We start from the raw sequence: 21,816 nt of genomic DNA, 5'->3' as shown, positions 1-21,816 counted from the left end.
CGGTGCAACACCACGAGAGCGGAACCAGGAGAAGGAATGTTCTCCCGGTTCACAGCGTCCTCGCTGTGTTTTTTCAAAGGAACCTCGTCCCGGTCATGATGACCAGAGGACGGGGTATCAACATATCTGGCGTTGACTTTTGGCACGCTGTTGAGTTCTCAAGGAACGGACGCTTCCTTTGTACTCACCCTCTCGGGCTTTCCTCCGGGCGCTTCCCTTCGGTGATCCAAACTCTATCAGGCTTTTCCGGCCCTCTTGACCACCGTTCCGCGAGCATGCGGAAGGCGATCCAGAGATAGGATCTGACGAGTTGGGTTCCGCTTGGGCCAAGGACGCTTGATCGCGTCACTCACCCCCAGGCAGGAGTACGACTGTACAGGGGCCCCCGGAGCGGGTGCAAATCGATGAGTTTGGTGGTCTAGACCACTAAGGTGAGCTGTCGTAAGCTCTCGGCCGGAACCGGCACTTACCGTGACATACGCTGCTGCACAGCGCGCCGTCCGGGACAGGCAGTGACGGCCTATACGAATCTCCACCCCTGGGAGGCTTCCCATGACCACCGTGACGTCCCCGCTTGCCGGACGCGCCATCGGACTGGCCGCTGTGCCGGACCCCGTCTTCTCCGGCGCCATGGTCGGCCCGGGCACGGCGATCGACCCCGTGCGTGAGCCGTCGGAGGCCGTCGCTCCCGTGGACGGTGTCATCGTCTCGCTGCACCCGCACGCCTTCGTGGTCGTCGACGAGCAGGGGCACGGCGTGCTCGTCCACCTCGGCATCGACACCGTCCAGCTCAACGGCGAGGGCTTCGAGCTGCTCGTGAACAAGGGCGACACGGTGACCCGCGGCCAGGCGGTGGTGCGCTGGAACCCCGCCGCCGTGGAGGCCGCCGGCAAGTCCCCCGTGTGCCCGGTCGTGGCGCTGGAGGCCACCGCCGAATCCCTCTCCGAGCTTCGCGAAAGCGGCGATGTGAAGGCCGGCGACAGCCTTTTCGCCTGGGAGTGACCGGCCGGCCGTTCCCCGGGACGGCACACAGAACGACCACCGCGGCGGGACCCGCCGCACTATTCGGAGACGGGTGACATGGAGACAACGCTGCGAGGCGTCGGCGTGAGCCACGGTGTGGCGATCGGCGAGGTTCGGCACATGGGGACGGCGGTGCTGGAACCGCCGGCCAAGCAGATAGCGGCGGAGGATGCGGAGCGCGAACAGGGGCGCGCCCGCCAGGCCGTGGAGGCTGTGGCGGCCGATCTGACGGCGCGCGGCAACCTGGCTGGCGGTGAGGCCCAGGCGGTACTCGAGGCGCAGGCCATGATGGCGCAGGATCCCGAGCTGATCGCCGATGTCGACCGGCGCATCGCCGTCGGCAGCACCGCGGAGCGCGCGGTGTACGACGCGTTCGCCGCCTACCGCGACCTGCTCGCCGGAGCCGGTGAGTACCTCGCCGGTCGGGTGGCGGACCTCGACGACGTGCGGAACCGTATCGTCGCGCGGTTGCTGGGCGTGCCCATGCCGGGTGTGCCGGACAGTGACGAGCCCTACGTCCTGGTCGCGCGTGACCTGGCTCCGGCGGACACCGCGCTGCTGGATCCCGCGCTGGTCCTCGGTTTCGTCACCGAGGAGGGCGGTCCGACCAGTCACAGCGCGATCCTTGCGCGGGCGCTCGGTGTGCCGGCCGTGGTGGCGCTGCCCGGAGCGGGCGAGCTGGCCGAGGGCACGATGATCGCCGTGGACGGCAGCACCGGTGAGATCTTCGTGAACCCGAGTGCCGGGAAGAAGGCGCAGCTGGAGGCCGCGGCCGCCGAGCGCAGGGCCGCGCTGGCCGCGTCGACCGGGCCGGGCGCCACCTCCGACGGTCACAAGGTGCCGTTGCTCGCCAACATCGGTGGTCCCGCGGATGTGGCGGCCGCGGTGGAGGCCGGTGCCGAGGGCGTGGGCCTGTTCCGCACCGAGTTCCTCTTCCTGGACGACGACAAGAAGGCGCCGTCGGAGGAGAAGCAGGTCGAGGCCTACCGGCAGGTGCTGGAGGCCTTCCCCGAGGGCCGTGTCGTCGTGCGGGTGCTGGACGCGGGCGCGGACAAACCGTTGGACTTCCTGACGCCTGCCGACGAGCCGAACCCTGCCCTGGGGGTGCGCGGCCTGCGCACGCTGCTGGACCACCCTGAGGTGCTGCGCACCCAGCTGACGGCTCTCGCGAAGGCGGCCGAGGGGCTGCCGGTCTACCTCGAGGTCATGGCGCCCATGGTCGCCGACCGGGCGGACGCCAAGGCGTTCGCGGATGCCTGCCGGGCGGCGGGGCTGCGGGCGAAGTTCGGTGCGATGGTCGAGATCCCGTCGGCCGCGCTGCGGGCCCGCTCGGTGCTCCAGGAGGTCGAGTTCCTGTCGCTGGGGACGAACGACCTGGCGCAGTACACCTTCGCCGCCGACCGACAGGTGGGTGCGGTGTCCCGGCTGCAGGACCCGTGGCAGCCCGCGCTGCTCGACCTGGTGGCGCTGGCCGCCGAGGCGGCGCGGGCCGAGGGCAAGAGCTGCGGTGTCTGCGGTGAGGCCGCCTCGGACCCGCTGCTGGCGTGTGTCCTGACCGGTCTGGGGGTCACCTCCCTGTCCATGGGCGCGGCATCGCTTCCTTATGTCCGGGCGACGCTGGCCAAGTACACGCTGGCGCAGTGCGAGCGTGCCGCCGCGGCCGCGCGTGCCGCGGACAGTGCCGAGGAGGCCCGTGGCGCGGCTCAGGCGGTGCTGTCCGGCGAGTGACCGGGCCGGTTCGGACCGTGCTGTTCCCCGGTTTGTCGTGTGGGGCGCTCCACCTTCGGGTGGAGCGCCCTTCGCGTGTTCAGTGCCGGTGTCGTGGGGCGGGGCCTGCTTCTCCGAGGTCGGGTGGTGTGCCGTAGTCGACGCCGGATTCCGGTGCGACGAGTCCGCCGGATTCGACGTCGGTGCAGTAGGCGTCGAAGACCTCGCCCGCGGTGAGCGGTTCCAGGGCGTCGCCGCGCAGGCGCCAGCCGTAGATGCGGTCGGGGGTGTCCGGCGCGATGGTGCGCATGACGAGGCCGCCGGGGCTGTGCGTGGCGAGGCCCAGGGCCAGGACGGTGGTGAATTCGAGGGCTTCGGCCTCGTCGAGCCGGATGGCGCCGGCGTGTGGGGCGTCGCTCTGTGAGGCGTCGCCGTTGCCGTCGTCGGCGTGGAGCACGGTGAGGAGGGTCTCCGGTGCGGTGGAGACGCTGCAGACGAGGTGCCGGTTGCCGGGCGGGGCGGTGTCGAGGATGCGGGCGAGGAGGCCGGCGGCGCGGGTGAAGGCGGCGCGGCCGATGTCCTCGCCGCAGGAGGCACAGGGGCCGAGCCGGGCGAGGAGGGTGGAGGCGTACTCCCAGGTCGCCTGGCGGACGGCTTCGTCGACGAGGGCCGGGACCAGTTCGGTGAGCGGTCGGCCGTCGTAGGGGACGGTCGGGCCGAGGACCGCGATCTCGGCGGTGAAGCGGGCGCGGCTGGCGGGAGCGTCGGGGTCGAGGTGGGTACGGGCGCAGAATTCGGCGTACTCCTCGGGGTCGAAGAGGGCGACGGTGGTGTGGCCGCCGAGGGCCGCCCTGGTCCGCAGGAGCGCTTCCACTTGTTGCAGGTACGTGGAGTGGTCGTCGAAGGCGAAGCTGCGGTAGCGCCGCATGGCGCGGAAGTCGTGTTCGTCGGTGAGCAGGCCGATGGTGCCGGCGATCTCCCGGCGCAGGACGCGTCGCATGGCCCGGTGGTCGGTGTGCGTCATGTTCTCCCCCATGGTTTCCCCGTGTGTGCACGGTCCATCAGTGCTCACTCACAGTAACTGGCGGCACTGACAACGGGGGTTGCGCGAGTCGGTCGCGGACCGTGCGGTGCTGGATGACGCAGGTCAGGGCGATGGTGGCGCCGAAGACGGCCCATCCGGCGGGGCCCGCGGCGATGGCCGCGGTGACGGCGAGGGGTCCGATGCTGCGCTGGGCGGACTGGGCCAGTCCGTGCACGCCGAGGTAGGCGCCCTGTGCCACGTCGGGGGCGAGGGCGACGGACAGTTCCCAGGACACGGTGGCGTGGAGCATCTCGGCGAGGGTGAAGGCCGTGGCCGCCGCGGTGAGGAACACGGTGGAGGGGAGGGGGCCGCCTGTGGCGGAGAGGGCCAGGGCGGTGCCGCCCAGGGCATAGGCGAGGGAGAGCGGGATCAGGAGGGTGCGGGCTGCCGCGGTGGTGGCTCCGAAGCGCGCCAGGGGCACTTGGAGGGCGACCACCATCACGTTGTTCAGCACCATGAGCAGGGGTGCGAGGCCGTGGGGTGCGGTGCCTGAATGGGCGATGCACAGGGGGAGGCCGACCTTGAAGACCGCGTCGTCGAGGAAGAGGACGGTTTCGGTGGCGACGTAGGCGAGGTAGGTGCGGTCGCGCCAGGGGGTCGCGGAGCGGCCGGCGGGGGCCGGGGTTCCGGAGGTCGCGACGGTGCGGGAGGGGGACGGGGGTTCGCCGCAGCGCAGGGTCAGGAGGGCGACGGCCGTGAAGGAGAGCGCGTCGCCGAGGAGGAGCCACCGGTAGGCGGCGGTGGTGCCGAGGGCGAGGGCGGCCGCGGCGGCGAGGCCGCCCAGGGCCCAGCCCGCGTTGGCCGCGGTCCTGTTGAGCGCCTGGTAGCGGACGCGGTCCGGGCCGGAGACGCGGGTGGCGTAGAGCTTGGTGAGGATGCTCGCGGCGCGGTCGCCGAGGCTGCCGAGCGCGGAGAAGGCGAGGAGCAGGGCGTAGTTGTCGGTGGTGAGCAGTCCGAGGGAGGCCAGGGCGCGCAGGAGCTGGAGCGCGACGAGGACGCGGGTGAGCGGGAGCCGGTCGGCGATGCGGCCGCCGATCGGGGCGCCGGCGATGCCGACGGCTCCGGCGAGGGCGGCGAGGGTGCCCACCTGGGCGAGGGAGAGGTGGGAGACGTAGGTGAAGTAGAAGACGGAGACGGAGGCCCACAGTCCGCTGCCGGTGCGGTCCACGAGGGCGACCAGGAGCATGCGGCGGCCGTCCGGCCCTCCGGGGATGCGGGGTTCTCCTGTTCCGGCGCCCCGTCGTGTGCTGGTGTTCCCGGTCTTCGTTCCGCGGGTGATTCCCACCGCTCCCCCTTGCCCGAGCTTATGTATTGATACATAATGATCAACGTGGCAGTACATTATGCGATCAGTGGTACGACGGCCAAGGCGATTGCCGCGTCGGTGGAGCGCGGCGTCTTTGAGGGGGCGCTGACGCCGGGTGCGGCGCTTCCGCCGGTGCGCCGGCTCGCCGATGAGCTGGCCGTCAGTCCGGGGACGGTCGCGACCGCGTACAAGGAGTTGCGCGGGCGGGGCATCGTGGTCACCCGTGGGCGCGGGGGGACCGTGGTGGCGCCGGCCCCCGCGGTGGCGTCCCGCAGGCCCCCCAAGGTGCCGCGAGGGCTGCGGGACCTGGCGGGCGGGCATCCGGACCCGGCGTTCCTGCCGGGCCTGGTGCCACCCTCGCGCCTGTCGCCGGGGGCGCGGTCGCACCGTTCGACACCGCGTCTGTCCCGGCTGGAGGAGACCGTGCGGGACTGGCTGCGGGCCGACGGTGTGCCGGTGGAGCACGTGACGTTCGCGCACGGCGCGCTGGACCTGGTGGGGCGCCTGCTCTCCGTCGAACTGCGCCCGGGGGACGCGGTCGCGATGGAGGACCCGGGCTACCACCACCTGCTGGACCTGCTGACCGCGCTGGGGCTGCGCAGTGTCGCGGTGGCGGTGGACGACGAGGGGATGCGCCCCGACGCCCTGCGGCGGGCGCTGCGGGCGGGGGCGCGGGCCGTGGTGTGCAGTCCCCGGGGCCAGAATCCCTACGGCGGCTGCTTCTCGGACGAGCGCCGCGCGGCGCTGCTCGACGTGGTGCGGGCGGAGCCGGACGTGCTGGTCGTGGAGAACGACCATGCCTCGGCGGTGGCGGACGTGCCGCTGCGCACGCTCGCCTCCGGCGGTCTGGCCCGGTGGGTGCACGTGCGGACGGTGAGCAAGTTCCTGGGGGCGGACCTCCGCTGGGCGGCTGCGGCCTGCGACGCCACCACTTTGGCCCGGCACGACGGGCGGCTGCTGCTGACCTCGGGCTGGGTCAGCCACCTGCTCCAGGAGACGGTCCACGGGCTGATGACGGACGAGGGCACGCGCGCGCTGGTGTCCCGCGCGCGTGAGACGTACGCCGTACGCCGAACCGCTCTGCTGCGGGACCTGGCGGCCGGCGGGATCGGGGCGCACGGGGCGAGCGGCATGAACGTGTGGGTGCCGGTGTCCGACGAGTCCGCCGTGGTGAACGGATTGCGGTCCTACGGCTGGTGGGTCGCCGCGGGGGCCCGGTTCCGGCTGTCGTCGCAGCCGGGTGTACGGATCTCCGTGGCCGACCTGGAACCGGCCGACGCGGCCCGGCTGGCCTCCGACTTCGCGGCCGTGCTCGGCGAGTCGGAGGCCACCTACGGCGGCTGAGCCGGGGGCGCTCCCCCTCAGGCGCGCTTGCGGGCCAGTTCCTCGTAGAAGCGCAGCAGGCCGAGGTCGTCGACGGATCCGGGGTTGACCGCCTTCTCCAGCGGGGTGCCCTGGAGCAGGCGTTTGACCGGGACCTCGATGCGTTTGCCGGTGAGGGTGTGCGGGACGCCCGGTACCTCGATGACCTCGTCGGGGACGTGCCGCGGTGAGAGCTGTTCGCGGATGGCGCGCTTGATGCGGTCCAGGAGCGCGTCGTCCAGGACGGCTCCCGGGGCCAGGTGCACGAAGAGGGGCATCCAGTAGCCGCCGTCGGGCTGTTCGACGCCGATGACGAGGGATTCCTTGATCTCGGGGAGCCGTTCGACGGCTTCGTAGATGTCGGCGGAGCCCATGCGTACGCCCTGGCGGTTGAGCGTGGAGTCGGAGCGGCCGTGGATGATCACGGAGCCGCGGGAGGTGAGCGTGATCCAGTCGCCGTGCCGCCACACGCCGGGATACACGGCGAAGTAGCTGTCGTGGTAACGGCTGCCGTCCGGGTCGTTCCAGAAGTGGATCGGCATGGAGGGCATGGGGTTGGTGACGACGAGTTCTCCGACCTCGTCGACCAGTGGTGCCCCGCTGGGGCCCCAGGACCGCAGGTCGGTGCCCAGGCACGGGGCCTGGAGTTCGCCGATGTGGACCGGCAGGGTGGGTACGGCTCCCGCGAAGCAGGAGCAGACGTCCGTGCCTCCGCTGACGGAGGCGATCCACAGGCCCTCGCCGACCTCGTCGTGCAGCCAGCGGAACCCGTCGGGCGGGAGCGGCGACCCGGTGGTGCCGACACACCGGATCCTGGAGACGTCGTAGTCCCGCGAGGGGTGCACTCCCGCCTTGCGGCAGGCCATGACGTACGCGGCGGAGGTGCCGAAGAGGGTGGCTCCGGTGCGCTCGGCGACCCGCCACTGGGCGCCGGTGTCGGGATACCCGGGGCTTCCGTCGTACAGGACGATCGTCGTACCCGTCAGCAGGCCGGAGACGAGGAAGTTCCACATCATCCAGCCGGTGGACGTGTACCAGAAGAAACGGTCTTCGGGGCCCAGGTCGCAGTGCAGGCCGAGCTGCTTGAGGTGCTCCACGAGGATGCCGCCCTGAGACTGCACGATGGCCTTGGGCAGGCCCGTGGTGCCCGAGGAGTACAGCACCCACAGGGGGTGGTCGAAGGGCACCTGCTCGAAGACGGGTTCCACGTCGGCGGCGGTCAGGTCCGGCCACGCGAGGGCGCCCTCGGGGGCGGTGCTGCCGAGCAGGGGGATGTGCACGACCGCGCGCAGAGTGGGCAGTTCGCGGCGCAGCTCGGCGACGACGTCGCGGCGGTCGTGCTCCTTGCCGCCGTAGCGGTACCCGTCGACGGCGAAGAGGACGACCGGTTCGACCTGCTGGAAGCGGTCGAGGACGCTGCGGGCGCCGAAGTCGGGGGCGCAGGACGTCCACACCGCGCCGACGGCGGCCGTGGCGAGCAGGGCGACGACGGCCTCGGGGACGTTCGGCAGGTAGCCGCTGACGCGGTCGCCGGAGCGTACGCCGAGGGCGCGCAGTTCGGCGGTCAGGGAGCCGACCTGGCGGCGCAGTTCGGACCAGGTCACCGGGCGCGGTTCGTGGCTCTCGTCGACGTGCAGCAGGGCGGGCTCGTCCGCGCGGTCGGCGGCGGCGCGCAGCGCGTGTTCGGCGTAGTTGAGGGTGGCGCCGGGGAACCACTGTGCGCCGGGCATGGTGCGGTCGCCCAGCACGCGCGCGTAGGGGGTGGAGAACCGAACGCCGAACCACTCCGTGACGGCCTTCCAGAAGGTGTCCAGGTGCTCCACGGACCAGCGGTGCAGGGCCGGGTAGCCCCCCTCGGCGGGTGCTCCGTGGTGTGCGGCCGCCCAGGCCTGGAACTGTGTGATCTGTGCCTGGGCGATCCGCTGCGGATCGGGCTGCCAGAGCGGCAGGGGGTTCACGGTCGACATGGGGCGGCTCCCGGACTCTGCGCGTCGTGTGCGTCGGTCCGCGCACGTGCGGGGGTGTGCGCGTGACGCGGCTGACACGGACGATGCCACGTGATCGACTTCCGCACCAGGGCCCGCCTCACACACTCCCTGCCGTGAAGATGTGGTCCCGGCCTTGGTGAACGGCAGTTGAACAGCACACACGTCAGGGGCTGTCAATGGCAGGGTGAGCAGCATGAACGGTCGTGACCTGGTGCGTTCGGTGAAGGCGGTCGGTTCCGCGGGGGCGGCCCAGGGGGTGCGCACCGTGCGGGCCGCCTGGCGCAGGCGGCGTGCCGACGCCGTGGGACTGCCGCCCCGGGGTGCCGAGCGGGCGCGGGTGCCCGGCGAGGTGCGGGACGCGCGGCCGGGGCCCGGGGGCGGCGTGGTGCGCTTCAGCCGTTCGGAGCTGCGCATCGTCGTCGCGGTGAACGGCGCGGTCTTCTGGGGCTGGGACGGGGCGGGTCCCGAGCCGTCGTACGCGCTGGCCGGGGGCGCTCCGGAGCCGGACCCGCGCGCGGTGCTGGAGCCGGACAAGGACGGCGGCTGGCGGGTCGTGGCCGAGCGGGTCACGGTCACCGTCTCGCGCCGGGGCGCCGTGGAGGTGTGTACGCCCGGGGGTGTGCGGCTGCGCCGTGATCTGCCGCCCCGGTGGTGGGAGCCGGCCGGCGGGGGCCCGGCGCGCTGGATGCAGCGGTCCGAGGTGGCCGCCGACGCGCGGTTCTTCGGCCTGGGCGGGCGGGCGTCGGGGCCGGTGCTGCGCGACGGTTCGTACCGCCTGTGGAACACCGATCCCGGGCACGCGTTCGAACCGGGCGACGATCCGCTGTACATCACCATGCCGGTGCAACTGGTCGTCGCGGACGCGGGCACCCATCTGGTGTTCCACGACAACTCCTGGGACGGCACGGTCGTCCTGCGGGAGGGCGAGGAGGGGGCCGGCTCGGGGCACGACCGGCCGGGGGCGAGCGAGCTGAGGATGGACGGCGGCCCGCTGCGCTGCTGGGTGGTCGTCGGCACTCCCGCGCGCGTGGCGCACACCTGGGCCTCGCTCACGGGCGCGGCGGCGCTGCCGCCCGCGTGGGCGCTCGGCCACCATCACGCGCGGTGGGGTTTCGGCAGTGAACAGGAGGTGCGCCGGATCGTCGCGGGCTACCACGAGCACGGCCTCCCGCTGGACGCCGTGCATCTGGACATCGACCACCTCGACGCGCACCAGGTGTTCACCGTCGACCAGGACCGCTTCCCGAAACTGCCCGTGCTCGCGGAGGAACTGCGCCGGGACGGGATCCGGCTGGTGTCGATCGTCGATCCCGGGGTGCGGGCCTTGCCCGGCACCGCCGTCCACGACTCTGGGACGGCGCGGGACGCCTTCGTGCGGGACGCGGCCGGGGAGGTCGTACGGGGCGTCGTGTGGCCCGGTGAGACGGTCTTCCCGGACTTCACCCACGCGCGCGTACGCGCGTGGTGGGGCGGTCTGTACGAGGAGAGGCTGGCCCAGGGGTTCTCCGGTTTCTGGCACGCCATGAACGAGCCGACCTCCTTCGCGGCGTTCGGTGAGACGACGCTGCCGAGGTCGGCCCGGCATGCTCTGGAGGGCAGGGGCGGCGACCATCGCGAGGCGCACAACGTGTACGGGCTGTGCATGGCCCGGGCCGGCTACGAGGGCGTGCGCGCCCTGGTGCCGGGCGAGCGGCCGTTCGTGTTCTCCCGTTCGGGATGGGCCGGGATGCAGCGCTACGGCGGAACCTGGTCGGGGGACGTGGCGACGGGCTGGGCGGGGCTGCGGGCCTCGCTGTCGCTGGTCCTGGGCCTCGGGCTGTGCGGGGTGCCCTACTCGGGGCCGGACGTGGGCGGTTTCGACGGCAGTCCCTCGCCGGAGTTGTTCCTGCGCTGGTTCCAACTGGCCGCGTATCTGCCGCTGTTCCGGACGCATGCGAGTGAGCGGGCGGGGCGGCGGGAGCCGTGGGAGTTCGGGCCGGAGGTGCTCGGGCACGCGCGCGTGGCGCTCGTCGAACGCCGGCGGCTGCTGCCGTACTTCGTGACGCTGGCGCATCTGGCGCGGCGCACGGGCGCGCCGTACGTGCGGCCGGTGTGGTGGAACACCCCCGAGGACCGGGGGCTGCGCGACTGCGGGGACGCCTTCCTGCTCGGCAACGCACTGCTGGTGGCGCCGGTGCTGCGTCCCGGGGCGGACGGGCGGACGGTGCGGCTGCCGTCCGGCCGCTGGTACGACACCGCGACCGGGCGGGCGTTCGAGGGCCCGGGACAGGTACGGGTCGACGCGCCCCTGGGGCGGATCCCGGTGCTCGCGCGCGCGGGTGCCGTGATCCCGGTGCGGGGCGAGACGGGCGGGCTGGAACTGGAGGTGTGGGCGCCCGCCCCGGGTCGGACCGGGGGCGGGCTGGTGGTGCCGGATGCGGGCGACGGGTGGGACGAACCGGTGATCGAGCGCTACGCCGTCCGCCGGCAGGGCCGGGAGGTGGTCGTGGAACACGAGCGGGAGGACGGCGCGGGCGCGGCGTCGCGTCCGCTGCGTGTGCGGGGACTCGACTGAGACACGGCGGACCGGTCAGCGGGCTCGGACAGGGCAGCGCCCCCGGACGGCTCAGGGGGCTCGGGCAGGTCAGAGGACTCACGGTTCAGAGGACTCGGACAGGTCAGAGGACTCGGGCGGTTCAGAAGGACGCGGGCGGTTCAGATGTAGCGGCCCTCGAACCATGCGCGTGCGGCCAGCGTGTGCAGGGGAAAGGCCAGTTCCTCGGGCCTGCGCAGCAGGTGCCAGCCGTCCGTCTCGTCGGTGGGGAGGGACCGTGGCAGCCCTTCGGCGGGACGTTCCGGGAGCAGTCCGAAGAGCAGCAGATGGCCGTCGGGCGCGCTCATGGCGTCGATGAGCCGCACGTCGCGGGCGGCGGCCTCGATGCCCGTCTCCTCCTTGAGTTCGCGCACGACGGCCTGGCGCCAGTCCTCCCGGTCGTCGATGTACCCGCCCGGCAGGGCCGTACCCCCGCGCGCGGGAGCGATGGTGCGGTGGATCACCACCAAGGCGGTGCCCTTCGGGTCGTAGACGGGCTGTAGGGCCACCGCGACCGGCAGCGGGTTGCGGTAGGCCACCGTCCCGCAGGCCGGGCAGGCGCGGGGCCAGCCGGAGACGCCCTCTCCGTAGGGCACTCCGCAGCCCGAACAGTGCGAGTTCGGGACGGAGTTGGCGATCGGATGCTGATTTTCGGACACGCGCGGACTGTATCCGATCAGTGGACGGTCGTCTTCCGCCGCGTACGGCTCAGTTCCTGCCGGTGAGCGAGGCCTGTGAGACGGGAAAGTCGAAGTAGGTGTCCGGGTAGGGCTCGGGCTGGTAGGTGAAGTGCCACCATTCCTCGGCGAGGTTCACGAAGCCGAGGTTCTCCAGGGTGCTCTTGAGCAGCAGCCGGTTGGCCCGCTGACGGCCCTGGATCCGGGGGTCGAGGGTGTGGGCGAGCGTGTCGAAGCAGTCGAAGCCGGTTCCCATGTCGACGGAGTTGTCCGGGAAGCGTTCGTCCTGCGGTGCGTAGCAGGGCACCAGGGGCTGACCCGGGACGTACGGGTGCGTCGGCCGGACGGGGAGCCTGACGATCGTGAGGTCCATGGTCGAACCGCGGCTGTGACCGGACTTCGCCGCGATGTAACCGTCGTCGAAGAGCCGGGTCTTGTCGACGCGCGGATAGAACTCGCCCTTCATGGCCTGGTCGTCCAGGTCACGGGCCCAGCGCACGAAGTGGTCGACGGCGCGTTGCGGCCGGTAGCAGTCGTAGACCTTGAGGGTGTAGCCCTTGCGCAGCAGTTCCCGCTGGGCCCTGTGCAGGGCCTGGGCGGCGGGGCGGGTGAGGACGCACATCGGCTGCCGGTAGCCGTCCACGCGCGCGCCGACGAAGTCGTGCGGGGTGAAGTAGCGGATCTCCTGGATGATCGTCGGGTCCACCGCACTGAGGGCCACGAAGTCCCCGGGCGCCCGCGGCTCGGGGACCGCGCGGGCTGTCGCGGAGGCGGCGGTCACGGTCAGCAGGGCGGCGACGGCGGTGATCACACCGCGGAGGCCCCAGGGCAGTCGTGTCATGTCTCCTACATCTACCGGCCCCGGGCTCGTCAGGGAAGCCGGGCGGCCCGAACCGTCGAAAGGCCTTTCCCATACACGGCGTGATGGTGCCGGAACGTCACGTGAACGTCTCATGAACGCGACCCGCGCCGCCGCACCCGGCGCCATCATCGCTCCCGTGCACTCCTGGACGGATACTCTCCGCTTCGCCTTCCAGCCGGTGGTCAACCTGGCCACCGGCGGGGTCATGGCCCTGGAGGTCCTGGCCCGGCCCGAGACCGGCGACGTCCTGGCCGAGGCGCGCCGCGACCCCGAACTGGACTCCGGCCTCGCGGTGTCGGCGCTGCGCGCGGCGGCCCGCACCGAGACGCTGCTGCCCTTCCACCTCAACGTGTTCGCCCCCACGCTCGCCGACCTCGGCGGGCTGGGCCCGCTGCGCGATGCCGTGCGGGAGGCGGGCCGGCTGCCCTGGGAGGTCACGATCGACGTCGTACCGCCGTACGCCCACGTGCCGCAGAAGGCGCTGCTGGACGCCGTGTCCGGGCTTCGGGCCCAGGGGTTCAGGATCGGGGCGGACGGTGTCGGTGACGGTGACCTCCCGCTGCGGCTGCTCGTCGACCTCTCCCCGGACCTGGTGAAACTCGACTCCTGCCTGCTGGCACGGCCGACGGCCGTGCGGGCGATGCGCACGCTGTGCGAGCAGTCGGGGGCCCTGCTCGTCGTCGAGGGCGTGGAGACCGAACGGCAGTGCGCCCTCGCGCTGTCGGCGGGCGCGCAGTGGGCGCAGGGCGAACTGTTCGCGCCGCCCGCCCGGCTGCCCGTGGCGGACGTGTACGTACCGCCCCCCTCCCCCGGGCCCTCGTTCCCGCAGCGCTCGGGGCCCTTGCTGCGGGAGTTCCTCAGGCCAGCCGCGCTGCTGCCCGCGGACGCCTCCGCCGGCCGGGTACGGGCGCTGCTCACCGGTGCGCCCGACGTGACCGGGGTCCTGCTCGTGGACCGCCGCGGAGCGCCGGTGCGATCGGTGCACCGGTCCCGTTTCCTGCTGATGATGTCCGGGCGCTACGGCCACGCCCTGTACGCGGACCGTCCGGCCGCACGCCTTGGCGACCCGCCGCGCACGGTCGACATCGGGGCCACGGCCCGGGAGGCGCTGGACCTGGTGGCGCTCGGCGCGGGGGAACGGACGTCCGACGACGTCGCGGTCGTCGACCGGGACGGGCGGTGCGTGGGCGTCGTACGGCCCGCCGATCTGGTACGGGCCCTGGCCGAGACCCGGGTCGAGGAGGCTGCGGGGCTCAATCCGCTGACGCGGCTGCCCGGCTCGGACGCCATCACGGCCGAGGTGGACCGGCGGGCCTGCGACGGCCGGGGGTTCGCGCTGAGCTGGCTGGACATCGACCACTTCAAGCAGGTCAACGACGGTGCGGGGTTCGCGGCGGGCGACGAGCTGATCCGGTCGGTGGGACGGGCCCTGGCGGACGCGGCGAACGGTGCCACACGGGTGGGGCACATCGGCGGTGACGACTTCCTGCTGCTGGCGGACCCGGAGGCCCTTGACCCGGTGGTCGCGGCCGTGCTGGACGTGCCGTGGTCGGCCGCCGGGCTGCCGGTCACCCTGTCCCTGGCCACGGTCGTGTGCGTGCCGGGCAGCGTGAGCGACCACCGGCAGGCGGCGGCTCGTCTCACTCCGCTCAAGAAGGCGGCCAAGGCCCTGCGGGGGCCCAGCTGGGTCGTCGGCCGGGCGGACCGGACCGGCCACACCGTCCGGCGCGGCCGGGCGGCGTCGGTCCCCCAGGCCGGGTGAGGGCGGCTCGGGGCAGCGGGGCGCGGGCGACTGCGAGCGGGGACGCCGGGCGGGGGGCCGGGTGGGCGCGGACGGTCGGTATCCGGTGTCCGGTGTCCGGTGTTCGGATCCGGTGTCCACCTTTCGGTCCGGCTCCGCGCGTTCTTCCCCGCGTGTAGGCGGGTGTCCTCTGCATCCCGAGCAGTCTCCCCATGATCTGGGACAAACTGATACGAGTGAGAACACAGGGGCAGGAGTCACAGCAGCCCCGTTCCCGGACACGACGTGGCCTTCCGACCCTCGCCACCAAGGGGTAGCCATGACGGACAACGCCGAGAAGTACGTGGCCGCAATCGACCAGGGCACCACGTCGAGCCGTTGCATCGTCTTCGACCGCAACGGCGCCATCGTCGCGGTGGATCAGCGCGAGCACCGCCAGATCTTCCCCAAGCCGGGCTGGGTGGAGCACGACGCCACCGAGATCTGGTCCAAGGTGCAGGCTGTGGTCGCGGGAGCGCTGGCCAAGGCCGGGCTGCGCGCCGGGCAGCTCAGCGCGCTCGGCATCACCAACCAGCGCGAGACGACCGTCCTGTGGGACCGCGCGACCGGAAAGCCCGTGCACAACGCGATCGTGTGGCAGGACACCCGCACCGCGGCACTCTGCAACGAGCTGGGCGGCGCGGAGGGGCAGGACCGGTTCCGCGAGCAGACCGGTCTGCCGCTCGCCAGCTACTTCTCCGGCCCGAAGGCCGCCTGGCTGCTCGACAACGTCACCGGCCTGCGCGACCGCGCCGAGCGCGGCGAGATCGCCTTCGGCACGATCGACTCCTGGCTCATCTGGAACCTGACCGGCGGCACGGACGGCGGCAAGCACGTCACCGACGTGACCAACGCGGGCCGGACGATGCTGATGAACCTGGAGACCCTCCAGTGGGAGCCGTCCATCCTGGCGGCCATGGACGTCCCCGAGGGCATCCTGCCGGAGATCCGGTCCTCCTCCGAGGTGTACGGAACCGCCGTGGGCCAGTTGACGGGGGTGCCGGTCGCCTCGGCCCTGGGCGACCAGCAGGCGGCCGTGTTCGGCCAGGCCTGCTACGACGTGGGCGACGCCAAGAACACGTACGGCACCGGCAGCTTCCTGCTGCTCAACACCGGCAACCGTCCCGTGCCGTCCAAGAGCGGTCTGCTGACCACCATGGGTTACAAGATCGGCGACGAGGCGCCGGTCTACTGCCTGGAGGGGGCCATCGCGATCACGGGCGCGCTGGTGCAGTGGTTCCGCGACCAGCTCGGCATCATCCGCACGGCGGACGAGATCGAGCCGCTGGCGGGCAGCGTGGAGGACAACGGGGGCGCGTACATCGTGCCGGCGTTCTCCGGCCTGTTCGCCCCGTACTGGCGTTCGGACGCACGCGGCGTGGTCACGGGACTCACCAGGTACGTCACCAGGGCCCATCTGGCGCGTGCCGTCCTGGAGGCGACCAGCTGGCAGACGCGCGAGGTCGTGGACGCGATGTACCAGGACTCCGGGGTACGGCTCACGACCCTCAAGGTCGACGGTGGGATGACGAAGAACAACCTCCTCATGCAGCACCAGGCGGACGTGCTCGGCGTGCCGGTGATCCGTCCCCGGGTCTCCGAGACGACCTGCCTGGGCGCCGCCTACGCGGCCGGCCTCGCCACGGGCGTGTGGAACGACCTGGACGAACTCAAGTCGCACTGGAAGAAGGACGCCGAGTGGACGCCCGCCATGGAGGACGCGGTCCGTGACCGCGAATACCACAACTGGCGCAAGGCGGTGGAGAAGAGCTTCGGCTGGCTGGAGGACGGCGAGGAGTAGCAGTCGGGATGGTCAGGACAGTAGGTAGGCAGGCAGGCAGGTCGGATGAGGCCGGGTCAGACCGGACGAGGCCGGAGCAGGTCAGGTCACGTGGTGACGGACCGACGGTGGGCGGCCGTGTACGCCATCGCGTGCTGGACGACGCCGATCAGGGTCTCCTTGACCGACTCGCGCTCCCGGGCGTCGCACAGCAGCACGGGCACGTCCTCGTCGAGGTCGAGGGCCTGGCGTACGGCCGTTGCCGGGTAGCGGGCGGCGCCCTCGAAGCAGTTGACGCCGACGACGAAGGGGATGGAGCGCCGTTCGAAGTAGTCGATGGCCGCGAAGCAGTCCTCCAGGCGGCGTGTGTCGGCCAGTACGACCGCGCCGAGCGCGCCCTCGGACAGCTCGTCCCACATGAACCAGAACCGCTCCTGCCCCGGCGTGCCGAAGAGGTACAGCACCAGGTCCTCGCGCAGCGTGATGCGGCCGAAGTCCATGGCCACGGTCGTGGTGTGCTTGCCCTCCACGCCGCTCAGGTCGTCGACCGGGCGGCCCGCCTCGGTGAGCAGTTCCTCGGTGCGCAGCGGCCGGATCTCGCTGACCGCGCCGACGAGGGTGGTCTTGCCCACCCCGAAGCCGCCGGCCACAAGGATCTTGAACGTGAGGGGTTCGACCGGGGGCTTGCCGCGCTCGGAGCGCCCGAAGATCATCCTTTTCTTCTCCTGCTTCTGGTCGGGCTCTGCTCGCCGGGGGTGACCCGCGGCTTCGCCGCCCGGGATGCTCACAGAGCGCGCAGTCCGCTGATCACGTCGCGCAGCACGCTCTCGTCCGGCAGCTCGGCCGGTGGCACCGGCCGGCTCACATGGACGTACTCCTCGTCCACGAGGTCCCCGATGAGGACGCGCACGACACCGATCGGCAGATCGAGTTCCGCGGCCAGCTCGGCGACCGACTGCGGGGTGTCACGGCACAGTTCGACGATGTCCACGTGCTCCGGGGAGAGCGAGTGGTCCGTCTCCGGATCGTCCACGTGCGGTTCGGTGATGACGACCGCGATCAGATCGAGGCGGTGCTGGCCCGCGTGGCTGGTACGGCCACGCGTCATGGCGTACGGGCGGACCACCGGTCCGGCCTCGTCGTCGAACCAGTGGCTTCCTGCCTGACCGTCTCCGTTCATACCATCCCACTACCCGCCGGCGGGCAGATCGGTGCGGGGGGCCGCGCCCAGATGCACTCCGACCCGCTTGACCAGGAGCGTCATCTCGTAGGCGACCTGCCCGATGTCGGAGTCGGCGTCGGCCAGGACGGCGAGGCAGCTGCCGTCACCGGCGGCGGTCACGAACAGGTAGGCGTCGTCCAGTTCGACGAGCGTCTGCCGGACGCTGCCGGCCTCGAAGTGCCGGCCCACGCCCTTGGCGAGGCTGTGGAAGCCGGAGGCGACGGCGGCCAGGTGCTCGCTGTCCTCCCGGGACAGGTCCTTGGACACGCCGGTCGCAAGGCCGTCGCTGGAGAGCACGACGGCCTTGCGGATGCTCGCGACCCGGTCCACGAGGTCGTCGAGGAGCCAGTTCAGCTCCTTCTTGCCGGTGGTGTGGCCGGTCGTCTTCGGTGCGGTCATCGACCGTCCCCCTTAGTCGTTCCTTGTGCTGTGCTGCCGTCGTGGGCGTCGTCGCCCTCGGCGTTCTCCTCGCGGCCGCGCCGCCAGCCGCGCTGGAGCGAGGCCATGCGGCTGCGGACCTCGTCGGCGTCCCGTTCACCCGGATCGGCCCGGGCGCCGGGGCGCCGCTCGGGAGTCTGCTTGAGCTGGGGGGCGAGGCTGGCCTGCCGGACGCGGCGGGGCAGCGCCCCGGCGTCGGGGGCCGGCTCTCGGGACGCACCGACGCGGTCGCGGGGGGCGGTGGGCGCCGGGGCGGGCCCGGTGGGTGGCGTGGCCGGCGCGGTGGGCTCCGGGGCTGCGCTCCGCTTCGTGCTCCCTGGGCTTGCCGTGCTTCCCGTGCCTTCCGCGCGCCCCCTGCCGTCCGTGCCGTCCGTGCCTTCCTGCTCTCCGGCGGCGCGGGCGGTCCTGCGTGTGCGCTGCGGCAGGGCCGGGGGCTGGTCCTCCTCCCCGCGCGCGGGCGGCGGCGTCGGCGGGGCGCCTCGGCCGTCGCGCGGGTCGGTCCCGGCCGTGTTCCGTCTCGTCGGTGCCTCGCCGCGCCGTCGGGCCGGCAGCTCGGCGGGTTCGGCGGCCGAGCCCGCGGTCCGCGCGGTGTCCTGCCGGTCCGCGCCCTCGCGCCGCGTCCGCGCCTCGGTGACCGGGCGTCCGTGGGAACGGACCAGCTTGGGCGTCCTGCGCCGGGTCAGCGGTACCGGGCCGTCCGCTTCCCCGTCGCCGGCGGTGCGGCCGGACGCGGTGCGCGGGCCGGTGCCCGGCCGGGGGCCGGCGGGGTGGCGGGGGGCCGTCTCGTTCGTCTGCGGCCGGGACGGGGAGCGCGGCCGGAACAGTCCGCCGCGTTCGCTGTCCTCGTCGCCGAGGGCACCAGGGAACTCCTCGTACTCGGCGACGGCGTCCAGGCCGACCGGCGCCTCCAGTTCGACGGGCCCGTCCAGCAGCGAGACCGGCAGGCCGGGAAGGTGCACGGGTGTCTGGGAGAGAACGTTCCTGCGGCCCTCCTCCCGCTCGGTCTTCGCGGCGGGCCGGTCGAGACGGAAGCCGACACCGTTGGTGTCGGGGACGTCCTCGGTCAGCAGCGCGTCCGGGATGAAGACGACGGCGGTGGTGCCGCCGTACGGGGACGGCTGGAGCGAGACGCGGACGTTCTGCCGCTGGGCGAGCCGGCTGATCACGAACAGGCCGAGCCGGTCGGTGTCCGACAGTTCGAACTCGGGGGTCTCGGCGAGCCGCAGGTTGGCGTCCAGCAGCGTTTCGGCGGCCATGCCCAGGCCCCGGTCGTGGATCTCCAGGGTGAACCCGTTGGCGACGCACTCGCCGAGGACCTGGACCGCGGTGTGCGGCGGGGAGAACACCGTGGCGTTCTCCAGGAGTTCGGCGACGAGGTGGGTGAGGTCGGCGACGGCGGGGCCGGTGAGGGCGACGCGGGGCAGCCGGCGGACCTCGACGCGCTCGTAGTCCTCGACCTCCGCGACGGCGGCGCGTACGACGTCCATCAACTGGACGGGTTTGCGCCACTGCCGCGACGGAGCCGCGCCGGAGAGGATCACCAGTCCCTCGGCGTGGCGGCGCATCCGGGTGGTCAGGTGGTCGAGGCGGAACAGGTCGGCGAGTTCCTCGGCGTCCTCGGTCCGGCGTTCCATGGTGTCGAGGAGGGTGAGCTGCCTGTGCAGCAGGACCTGGCTGCGGCGGGCCAGGTTGACGAAGACCTCGGAGACGCCGGCGCGCAGTTCGGCCTGTTTCACGGCGGCCTCGACGGCGGCCCGCTGAAGGGTGTTGAGTGCCTGGCCGACCTCGCCGATCTCGTTCTTGTCGTATTCGAGGCGCGGGGCCTCGGTCTCCACGTCGACCTGCTCGCCCGCCGACAGGCGGCGCATCACGCTCGGCAGACGGACGCCGGAGGCCTCGTGGGCCTCCAGGCGGAGCTGCCTGAGGTCGCGGATGAGCCCACGCCCGATGCGGACGGAGAGGAAGAGGGAGACCAGCAGGGCCACCAGGCCGAGGATGCCGGCCACGGCCGCCTGCAGGATGACGTTCAGGGCGACCGGGCCGACCCGGTCCTGGAAGCGGTCCTCGGCACGGTCCTCAAGGGTGCCGAGGTCTTCGAGCGCATTGGCGGCGGCGCCGTCCCAGCCCTTCGCGCTCACACCGCGCGGCGTGCCGGACCGGGTGGAGACGGCGGCCTTCTCGGCCACCCGCAGCGGGGCGGAGCCCGCGTTCGCCCAGAAGCGCTGGTAGCGGGTTCGTTCGGCGGCGGGCAGCAGCGGCAGGTTCACGTCGTACAGCAGGGACCGCTGGGCGACGAGTGCGGCGACGTCGCGGCTCTCGTCGGGGGTGAGGGCGCCGACGACCAGAGAGGAGCCGAGCAGGGCGTCCTCGCGGGAGAGGAGTTCACGGGCCCGGGAGAGGTTGACGAGGGCGCGGTACTGCTTGTCCAGTTCCACGTCGTCGACGACGCGGAGTCCGGCGAGCAGGCCGTAACAGGGGTCGACCAGGCGGTTGTAGAGGTCGAGCGCCTGGGCGCGGCGGACGGTGCCGTCCTCGACGCTGCGGCGCAGGGAGTCGATGCCGTCCAGGGCGTCGAGCACCGCGGTCAGCCGTCCGTCACCGCCGCTGCCCAGCGCGTCGCGGGTGCCGCTGTCGCTGGCGTTGCGGCGGAGCTGGGCGACGGCCCGGTCGGTGGCGGCGCGGCTGCGCCGCAGTGCGGCGAGGGCGTCCGCGGCGCGGGGATCGGCGAGGTGGACGAGGGTCTGCCGGCGCTCCTGCTGCAGGACGCGCACGGTGTCCTCGGTGGGGTAGGCGATCTTCTCCACCACGGAGGACGAGTTGAACAGCTCACTTGCCTGCCGTCCCGTGAGCACGGTGGCGAAGGCCCAGATGGCGGTCAGGGACAGCAGCGGCACGAGGAGGAGCGCCACGATCTTCCTGCGGATGGACTTCCCGCGAAAGCGCATGGCCTCCCCCAGCTCGACCCCCGCAGTCCGGGGGTACACATGTACGTCAACAAACGGCGCGAGCCTACTACCGACACACAGGTATCTCGAAGGGGCGGCCGGGGCCCAAGCCCTCGCACCGCGGGCGAGAGATGGCGAGTTGTCCGGGCATGGCGGGAGATGACGGACCGGAACAGAGGGGCGTGCGCCGCCCTTGACTGGGGGGCCGCGCCTGCCGGTTGGCCGAGATCATGCGTCTGCCGGGAATCTTCACGACGTGTCCTTCGTCCTACTCCATGGGGCATGGAGGCGGAATCGGCCACTGGAGCCGCGTTCCGCATCTGTGCCGCGTAAAACAGCGCAAGCCGGGCAGCCAATGGGGAGCCGGTTCTACGGACACCGGGGCGAGCGGGCTGCCGGCGGTGGGGAGTGACGAGTTGATGGGGACGGCGGGGCGGCGCGAGCAGGTCGCCGACAGCGGTACGGCCCAGTTGACGGCGCCTGGTCGGATGGCACCGGGGGCACCGGATCGCGACATTCCGGAGGCCGGGGCCGGCCGGTGGGGCGCGGGCGGACGGACGTACACGGCGGACCGGGGCGAAGCGGCTGAACCGCCCCTGTGCAGACCCCTGTGGGTGGAGGAGCCCGCGCGGCGGCGCAGGATGCCGGATCCGGTGCGCGAGGCGGCGGTGCGGGCGGTGCTGGTCATCGCCGTGACGCTCATCCAGGCCGTGGTGGCGTTCCTGTGCACCCTGGCGGGGTCGTGGCTGGCCTTCCCCATGGTCATCAGCAGCGTGGCGAGCACGATCGCGGCCACCTGGGCAGCGCTCGACGTCTGGGTCACCCGCCAGGTCTGGAACCAGCGCCATGGGGTCGTCTCGGCCCCCAGCAGCACGGCGCGCGCTCTGCGACGCGAGCGGCGCCGGGCCCGGCGGGAGCAGCGGACGACCGAGCGCGCCGAGGAGCGCATACGCCGCCGCGGCGGCGGCACCGGGCGGCTGTCGCACCCCTGGTAGGCCCCGTCGGGCGCCGGCCGGAGCGGTCCCGCCGGTGGCAGGCCCCTTTCCGCGAGGGACGGGCCGTCGCCCCTC

16 protein-coding genes are annotated in these 21,816 nt (G+C 72.6%); 7 read left to right on the top strand and 9 right to left on the bottom strand.

All coding sequences use genetic code 11. From position 1 onward, the window contains the following. Nucleotides 1–552 precede the first annotated feature (552 nt). Both ACFC02_RS25110 and ptsP read left to right on the top strand, forming a co-directional pair. On the top strand, nt 553–1,002 hold the full coding sequence (locus tag ACFC02_RS25110; protein WP_376361467.1) for a PTS glucose transporter subunit IIA: 450 nt from the start codon (nt 553–555) through the stop codon (nt 1,000–1,002). A gap of 78 nt (nt 1,003–1,080) precedes the next feature. Beyond that, nucleotides 1,081–2,751 carry a phosphoenolpyruvate--protein phosphotransferase gene (ptsP, locus tag ACFC02_RS25105; protein ID WP_376361464.1) on the top strand — a complete coding sequence of 557 codons (1,671 nt, stop codon included), beginning with the start codon at nt 1,081–1,083 and terminating at the stop codon, nt 2,749–2,751. A gap of 79 nt (nt 2,752–2,830) precedes the next feature. Here the strand turns inward: ptsP and ACFC02_RS25100 are convergent, their stop codons facing one another. Together ACFC02_RS25100 and ACFC02_RS25095 are read right to left on the bottom strand one after the other, a co-directional pair. Beyond that, nucleotides 2,831–3,754, bottom strand: a complete 924-nt coding sequence (locus tag ACFC02_RS25100) for a hypothetical protein (protein WP_376361462.1) — start codon at nt 3,752–3,754, stop codon at nt 2,831–2,833. A 37-nt stretch (nt 3,755–3,791) separates the two neighbouring features. Beyond that, the gene (locus ACFC02_RS25095) at nt 3,792–5,099 is read right to left on the bottom strand and encodes an MFS transporter (protein WP_376361459.1); all 1,308 of its coding nucleotides are present in this window, start codon (nt 5,097–5,099) and stop codon (nt 3,792–3,794) included. A 36-nt stretch (nt 5,100–5,135) separates the two neighbouring features. Here ACFC02_RS25095 and ACFC02_RS25090 point away from each other — a divergent pair, with 36 nt between their 5' ends. Then, nucleotides 5,136–6,464 (top strand): aminotransferase class I/II-fold pyridoxal phosphate-dependent enzyme, encoded by a 1,329-nt coding sequence (locus ACFC02_RS25090; protein ID WP_376361456.1) that lies wholly within the window; start codon nt 5,136–5,138, stop codon nt 6,462–6,464. A gap of 17 nt (nt 6,465–6,481) precedes the next feature. Here the strand turns inward: ACFC02_RS25090 and ACFC02_RS25085 are convergent, their stop codons facing one another. Beyond that, nucleotides 6,482–8,449: an acetoacetate--CoA ligase gene (locus ACFC02_RS25085; protein ID WP_376361453.1), complete on the bottom strand. Its 1,968-nt coding sequence runs from the start codon at nt 8,447–8,449 to the stop codon at nt 6,482–6,484. A 214-nt stretch (nt 8,450–8,663) separates the two neighbouring features. Between ACFC02_RS25085 and ACFC02_RS25080 the strand changes: the two genes are divergently transcribed. Next, on the top strand, nt 8,664–11,024 hold the full coding sequence (locus ACFC02_RS25080) for a TIM-barrel domain-containing protein (protein ID WP_376361450.1): 2,361 nt from the start codon (nt 8,664–8,666) through the stop codon (nt 11,022–11,024). Nucleotides 11,025–11,164: 140 nt separating this feature from the next. Here the strand turns inward: ACFC02_RS25080 and ACFC02_RS25075 are convergent, their stop codons facing one another. Next, the gene (locus ACFC02_RS25075) at nt 11,165–11,701 is read right to left on the bottom strand and encodes an NUDIX domain-containing protein (protein WP_376361447.1); all 537 of its coding nucleotides are present in this window, start codon (nt 11,699–11,701) and stop codon (nt 11,165–11,167) included. A 49-nt stretch (nt 11,702–11,750) separates the two neighbouring features. Then, nucleotides 11,751–12,560 (bottom strand): M15 family metallopeptidase, encoded by an 810-nt coding sequence (locus ACFC02_RS25070; protein ID WP_376361445.1) that lies wholly within the window; start codon nt 12,558–12,560, stop codon nt 11,751–11,753. A 157-nt stretch (nt 12,561–12,717) separates the two neighbouring features. On the opposite strand from ACFC02_RS25070, the gene ACFC02_RS25065 reads away from it, so the two are divergent. Together ACFC02_RS25065 and glpK are read left to right on the top strand one after the other, a co-directional pair. After that, nucleotides 12,718–14,343: an EAL domain-containing protein gene (locus ACFC02_RS25065; protein WP_376361470.1), complete on the top strand. Its 1,626-nt coding sequence runs from the start codon at nt 12,718–12,720 to the stop codon at nt 14,341–14,343. 298 nt (nt 14,344–14,641) lie between these two features. After that, nucleotides 14,642–16,162, top strand: coding sequence for a glycerol kinase GlpK (gene glpK, locus ACFC02_RS25060; RefSeq protein ID WP_376361442.1), 1,521 nt, complete (start codon nt 14,642–14,644; stop codon nt 16,160–16,162). Nucleotides 16,163–16,248: 86 nt separating this feature from the next. On the opposite strand, the gene ACFC02_RS25055 is transcribed toward glpK, so the two are convergent. The 4 genes from ACFC02_RS25055 to ACFC02_RS25040 all read right to left on the bottom strand — a co-directional run bounded on the left by ACFC02_RS25055 (nt 16,249) and on the right by ACFC02_RS25040 (nt 20,746). Continuing rightward, nucleotides 16,249–16,854 (bottom strand): ATP/GTP-binding protein, encoded by a 606-nt coding sequence (locus ACFC02_RS25055; protein ID WP_376361439.1) that lies wholly within the window; start codon nt 16,852–16,854, stop codon nt 16,249–16,251. 71 nt (nt 16,855–16,925) lie between these two features. Beyond that, nucleotides 16,926–17,321, bottom strand: a complete 396-nt coding sequence (locus tag ACFC02_RS25050) for a DUF742 domain-containing protein (RefSeq protein WP_376361436.1) — start codon at nt 17,319–17,321, stop codon at nt 16,926–16,928. A gap of 9 nt (nt 17,322–17,330) precedes the next feature. Continuing rightward, a complete protein-coding gene (locus ACFC02_RS25045) occupies nt 17,331–17,762 on the bottom strand; it encodes a roadblock/LC7 domain-containing protein (RefSeq protein WP_376361433.1) in 432 nt (143 codons plus the stop codon). Continuing rightward, a complete protein-coding gene (locus ACFC02_RS25040; RefSeq protein WP_376361430.1) occupies nt 17,759–20,746 on the bottom strand; it encodes a nitrate- and nitrite sensing domain-containing protein in 2,988 nt (995 codons plus the stop codon). The genes ACFC02_RS25045 and ACFC02_RS25040 overlap by 4 nt, the downstream gene beginning before the upstream one ends. Nucleotides 20,747–21,165: 419 nt before the next feature. Between ACFC02_RS25040 and ACFC02_RS25035 the strand changes: the two genes are divergently transcribed. Further along, nucleotides 21,166–21,741 carry a hypothetical protein gene (locus ACFC02_RS25035; RefSeq protein WP_376361428.1) on the top strand — a complete coding sequence of 192 codons (576 nt, stop codon included), beginning with the start codon at nt 21,166–21,168 and terminating at the stop codon, nt 21,739–21,741. The last annotated feature ends 75 nt before the right edge of the window (nt 21,742–21,816 follow it).

The sequence above is a fragment of the Streptomyces sp. NPDC056160 genome, from assembly GCF_042268205.1.
In the GTDB taxonomy this organism is placed as follows: Bacteria; Actinomycetota; Actinomycetes; order Streptomycetales; family Streptomycetaceae; genus Streptomyces.
This window is presented reverse-complemented; position numbering and strand designations above follow the sequence as displayed.

What these genes read in the sequence shown, in the direction of transcription:
- ACFC02_RS25110 (WP_376361467.1), top strand. Translation starts at nt 553, where the DNA reads ATGACCACCGTGACGTCCCCGCTTGCCGGACGCGCCATCGGACTGGCC.
- ptsP (WP_376361464.1), top strand. Translation starts at nt 1,081, where the DNA reads ATGGAGACAACGCTGCGAGGCGTCGGCGTGAGCCACGGTGTGGCGATC.
- ACFC02_RS25100 (WP_376361462.1), bottom strand. Translation starts at nt 3,754, where the DNA reads ATGACGCACACCGACCACCGGGCCATGCGACGCGTCCTGCGCCGGGAG.
- ACFC02_RS25090 (WP_376361456.1), top strand. Translation starts at nt 5,136, where the DNA reads ATGATCAACGTGGCAGTACATTATGCGATCAGTGGTACGACGGCCAAG.
- ACFC02_RS25085 (WP_376361453.1), bottom strand. Translation starts at nt 8,449, where the DNA reads ATGTCGACCGTGAACCCCCTGCCGCTCTGGCAGCCCGATCCGCAGCGG.
- ACFC02_RS25080 (WP_376361450.1), top strand. Translation starts at nt 8,664, where the DNA reads ATGAACGGTCGTGACCTGGTGCGTTCGGTGAAGGCGGTCGGTTCCGCG.
- ACFC02_RS25070 (WP_376361445.1), bottom strand. Translation starts at nt 12,560, where the DNA reads ATGACACGACTGCCCTGGGGCCTCCGCGGTGTGATCACCGCCGTCGCC.
- glpK (WP_376361442.1), top strand. Translation starts at nt 14,642, where the DNA reads ATGACGGACAACGCCGAGAAGTACGTGGCCGCAATCGACCAGGGCACC.
- ACFC02_RS25055 (WP_376361439.1), bottom strand. Translation starts at nt 16,854, where the DNA reads ATGATCTTCGGGCGCTCCGAGCGCGGCAAGCCCCCGGTCGAACCCCTC.
- ACFC02_RS25050 (WP_376361436.1), bottom strand. Translation starts at nt 17,321, where the DNA reads ATGAACGGAGACGGTCAGGCAGGAAGCCACTGGTTCGACGACGAGGCC.
- ACFC02_RS25045 (WP_376361433.1), bottom strand. Translation starts at nt 17,762, where the DNA reads ATGACCGCACCGAAGACGACCGGCCACACCACCGGCAAGAAGGAGCTG.
- ACFC02_RS25040 (WP_376361430.1), bottom strand. Translation starts at nt 20,746, where the DNA reads ATGCGCTTTCGCGGGAAGTCCATCCGCAGGAAGATCGTGGCGCTCCTC.
- ACFC02_RS25035 (WP_376361428.1), top strand. Translation starts at nt 21,166, where the DNA reads ATGGGGACGGCGGGGCGGCGCGAGCAGGTCGCCGACAGCGGTACGGCC.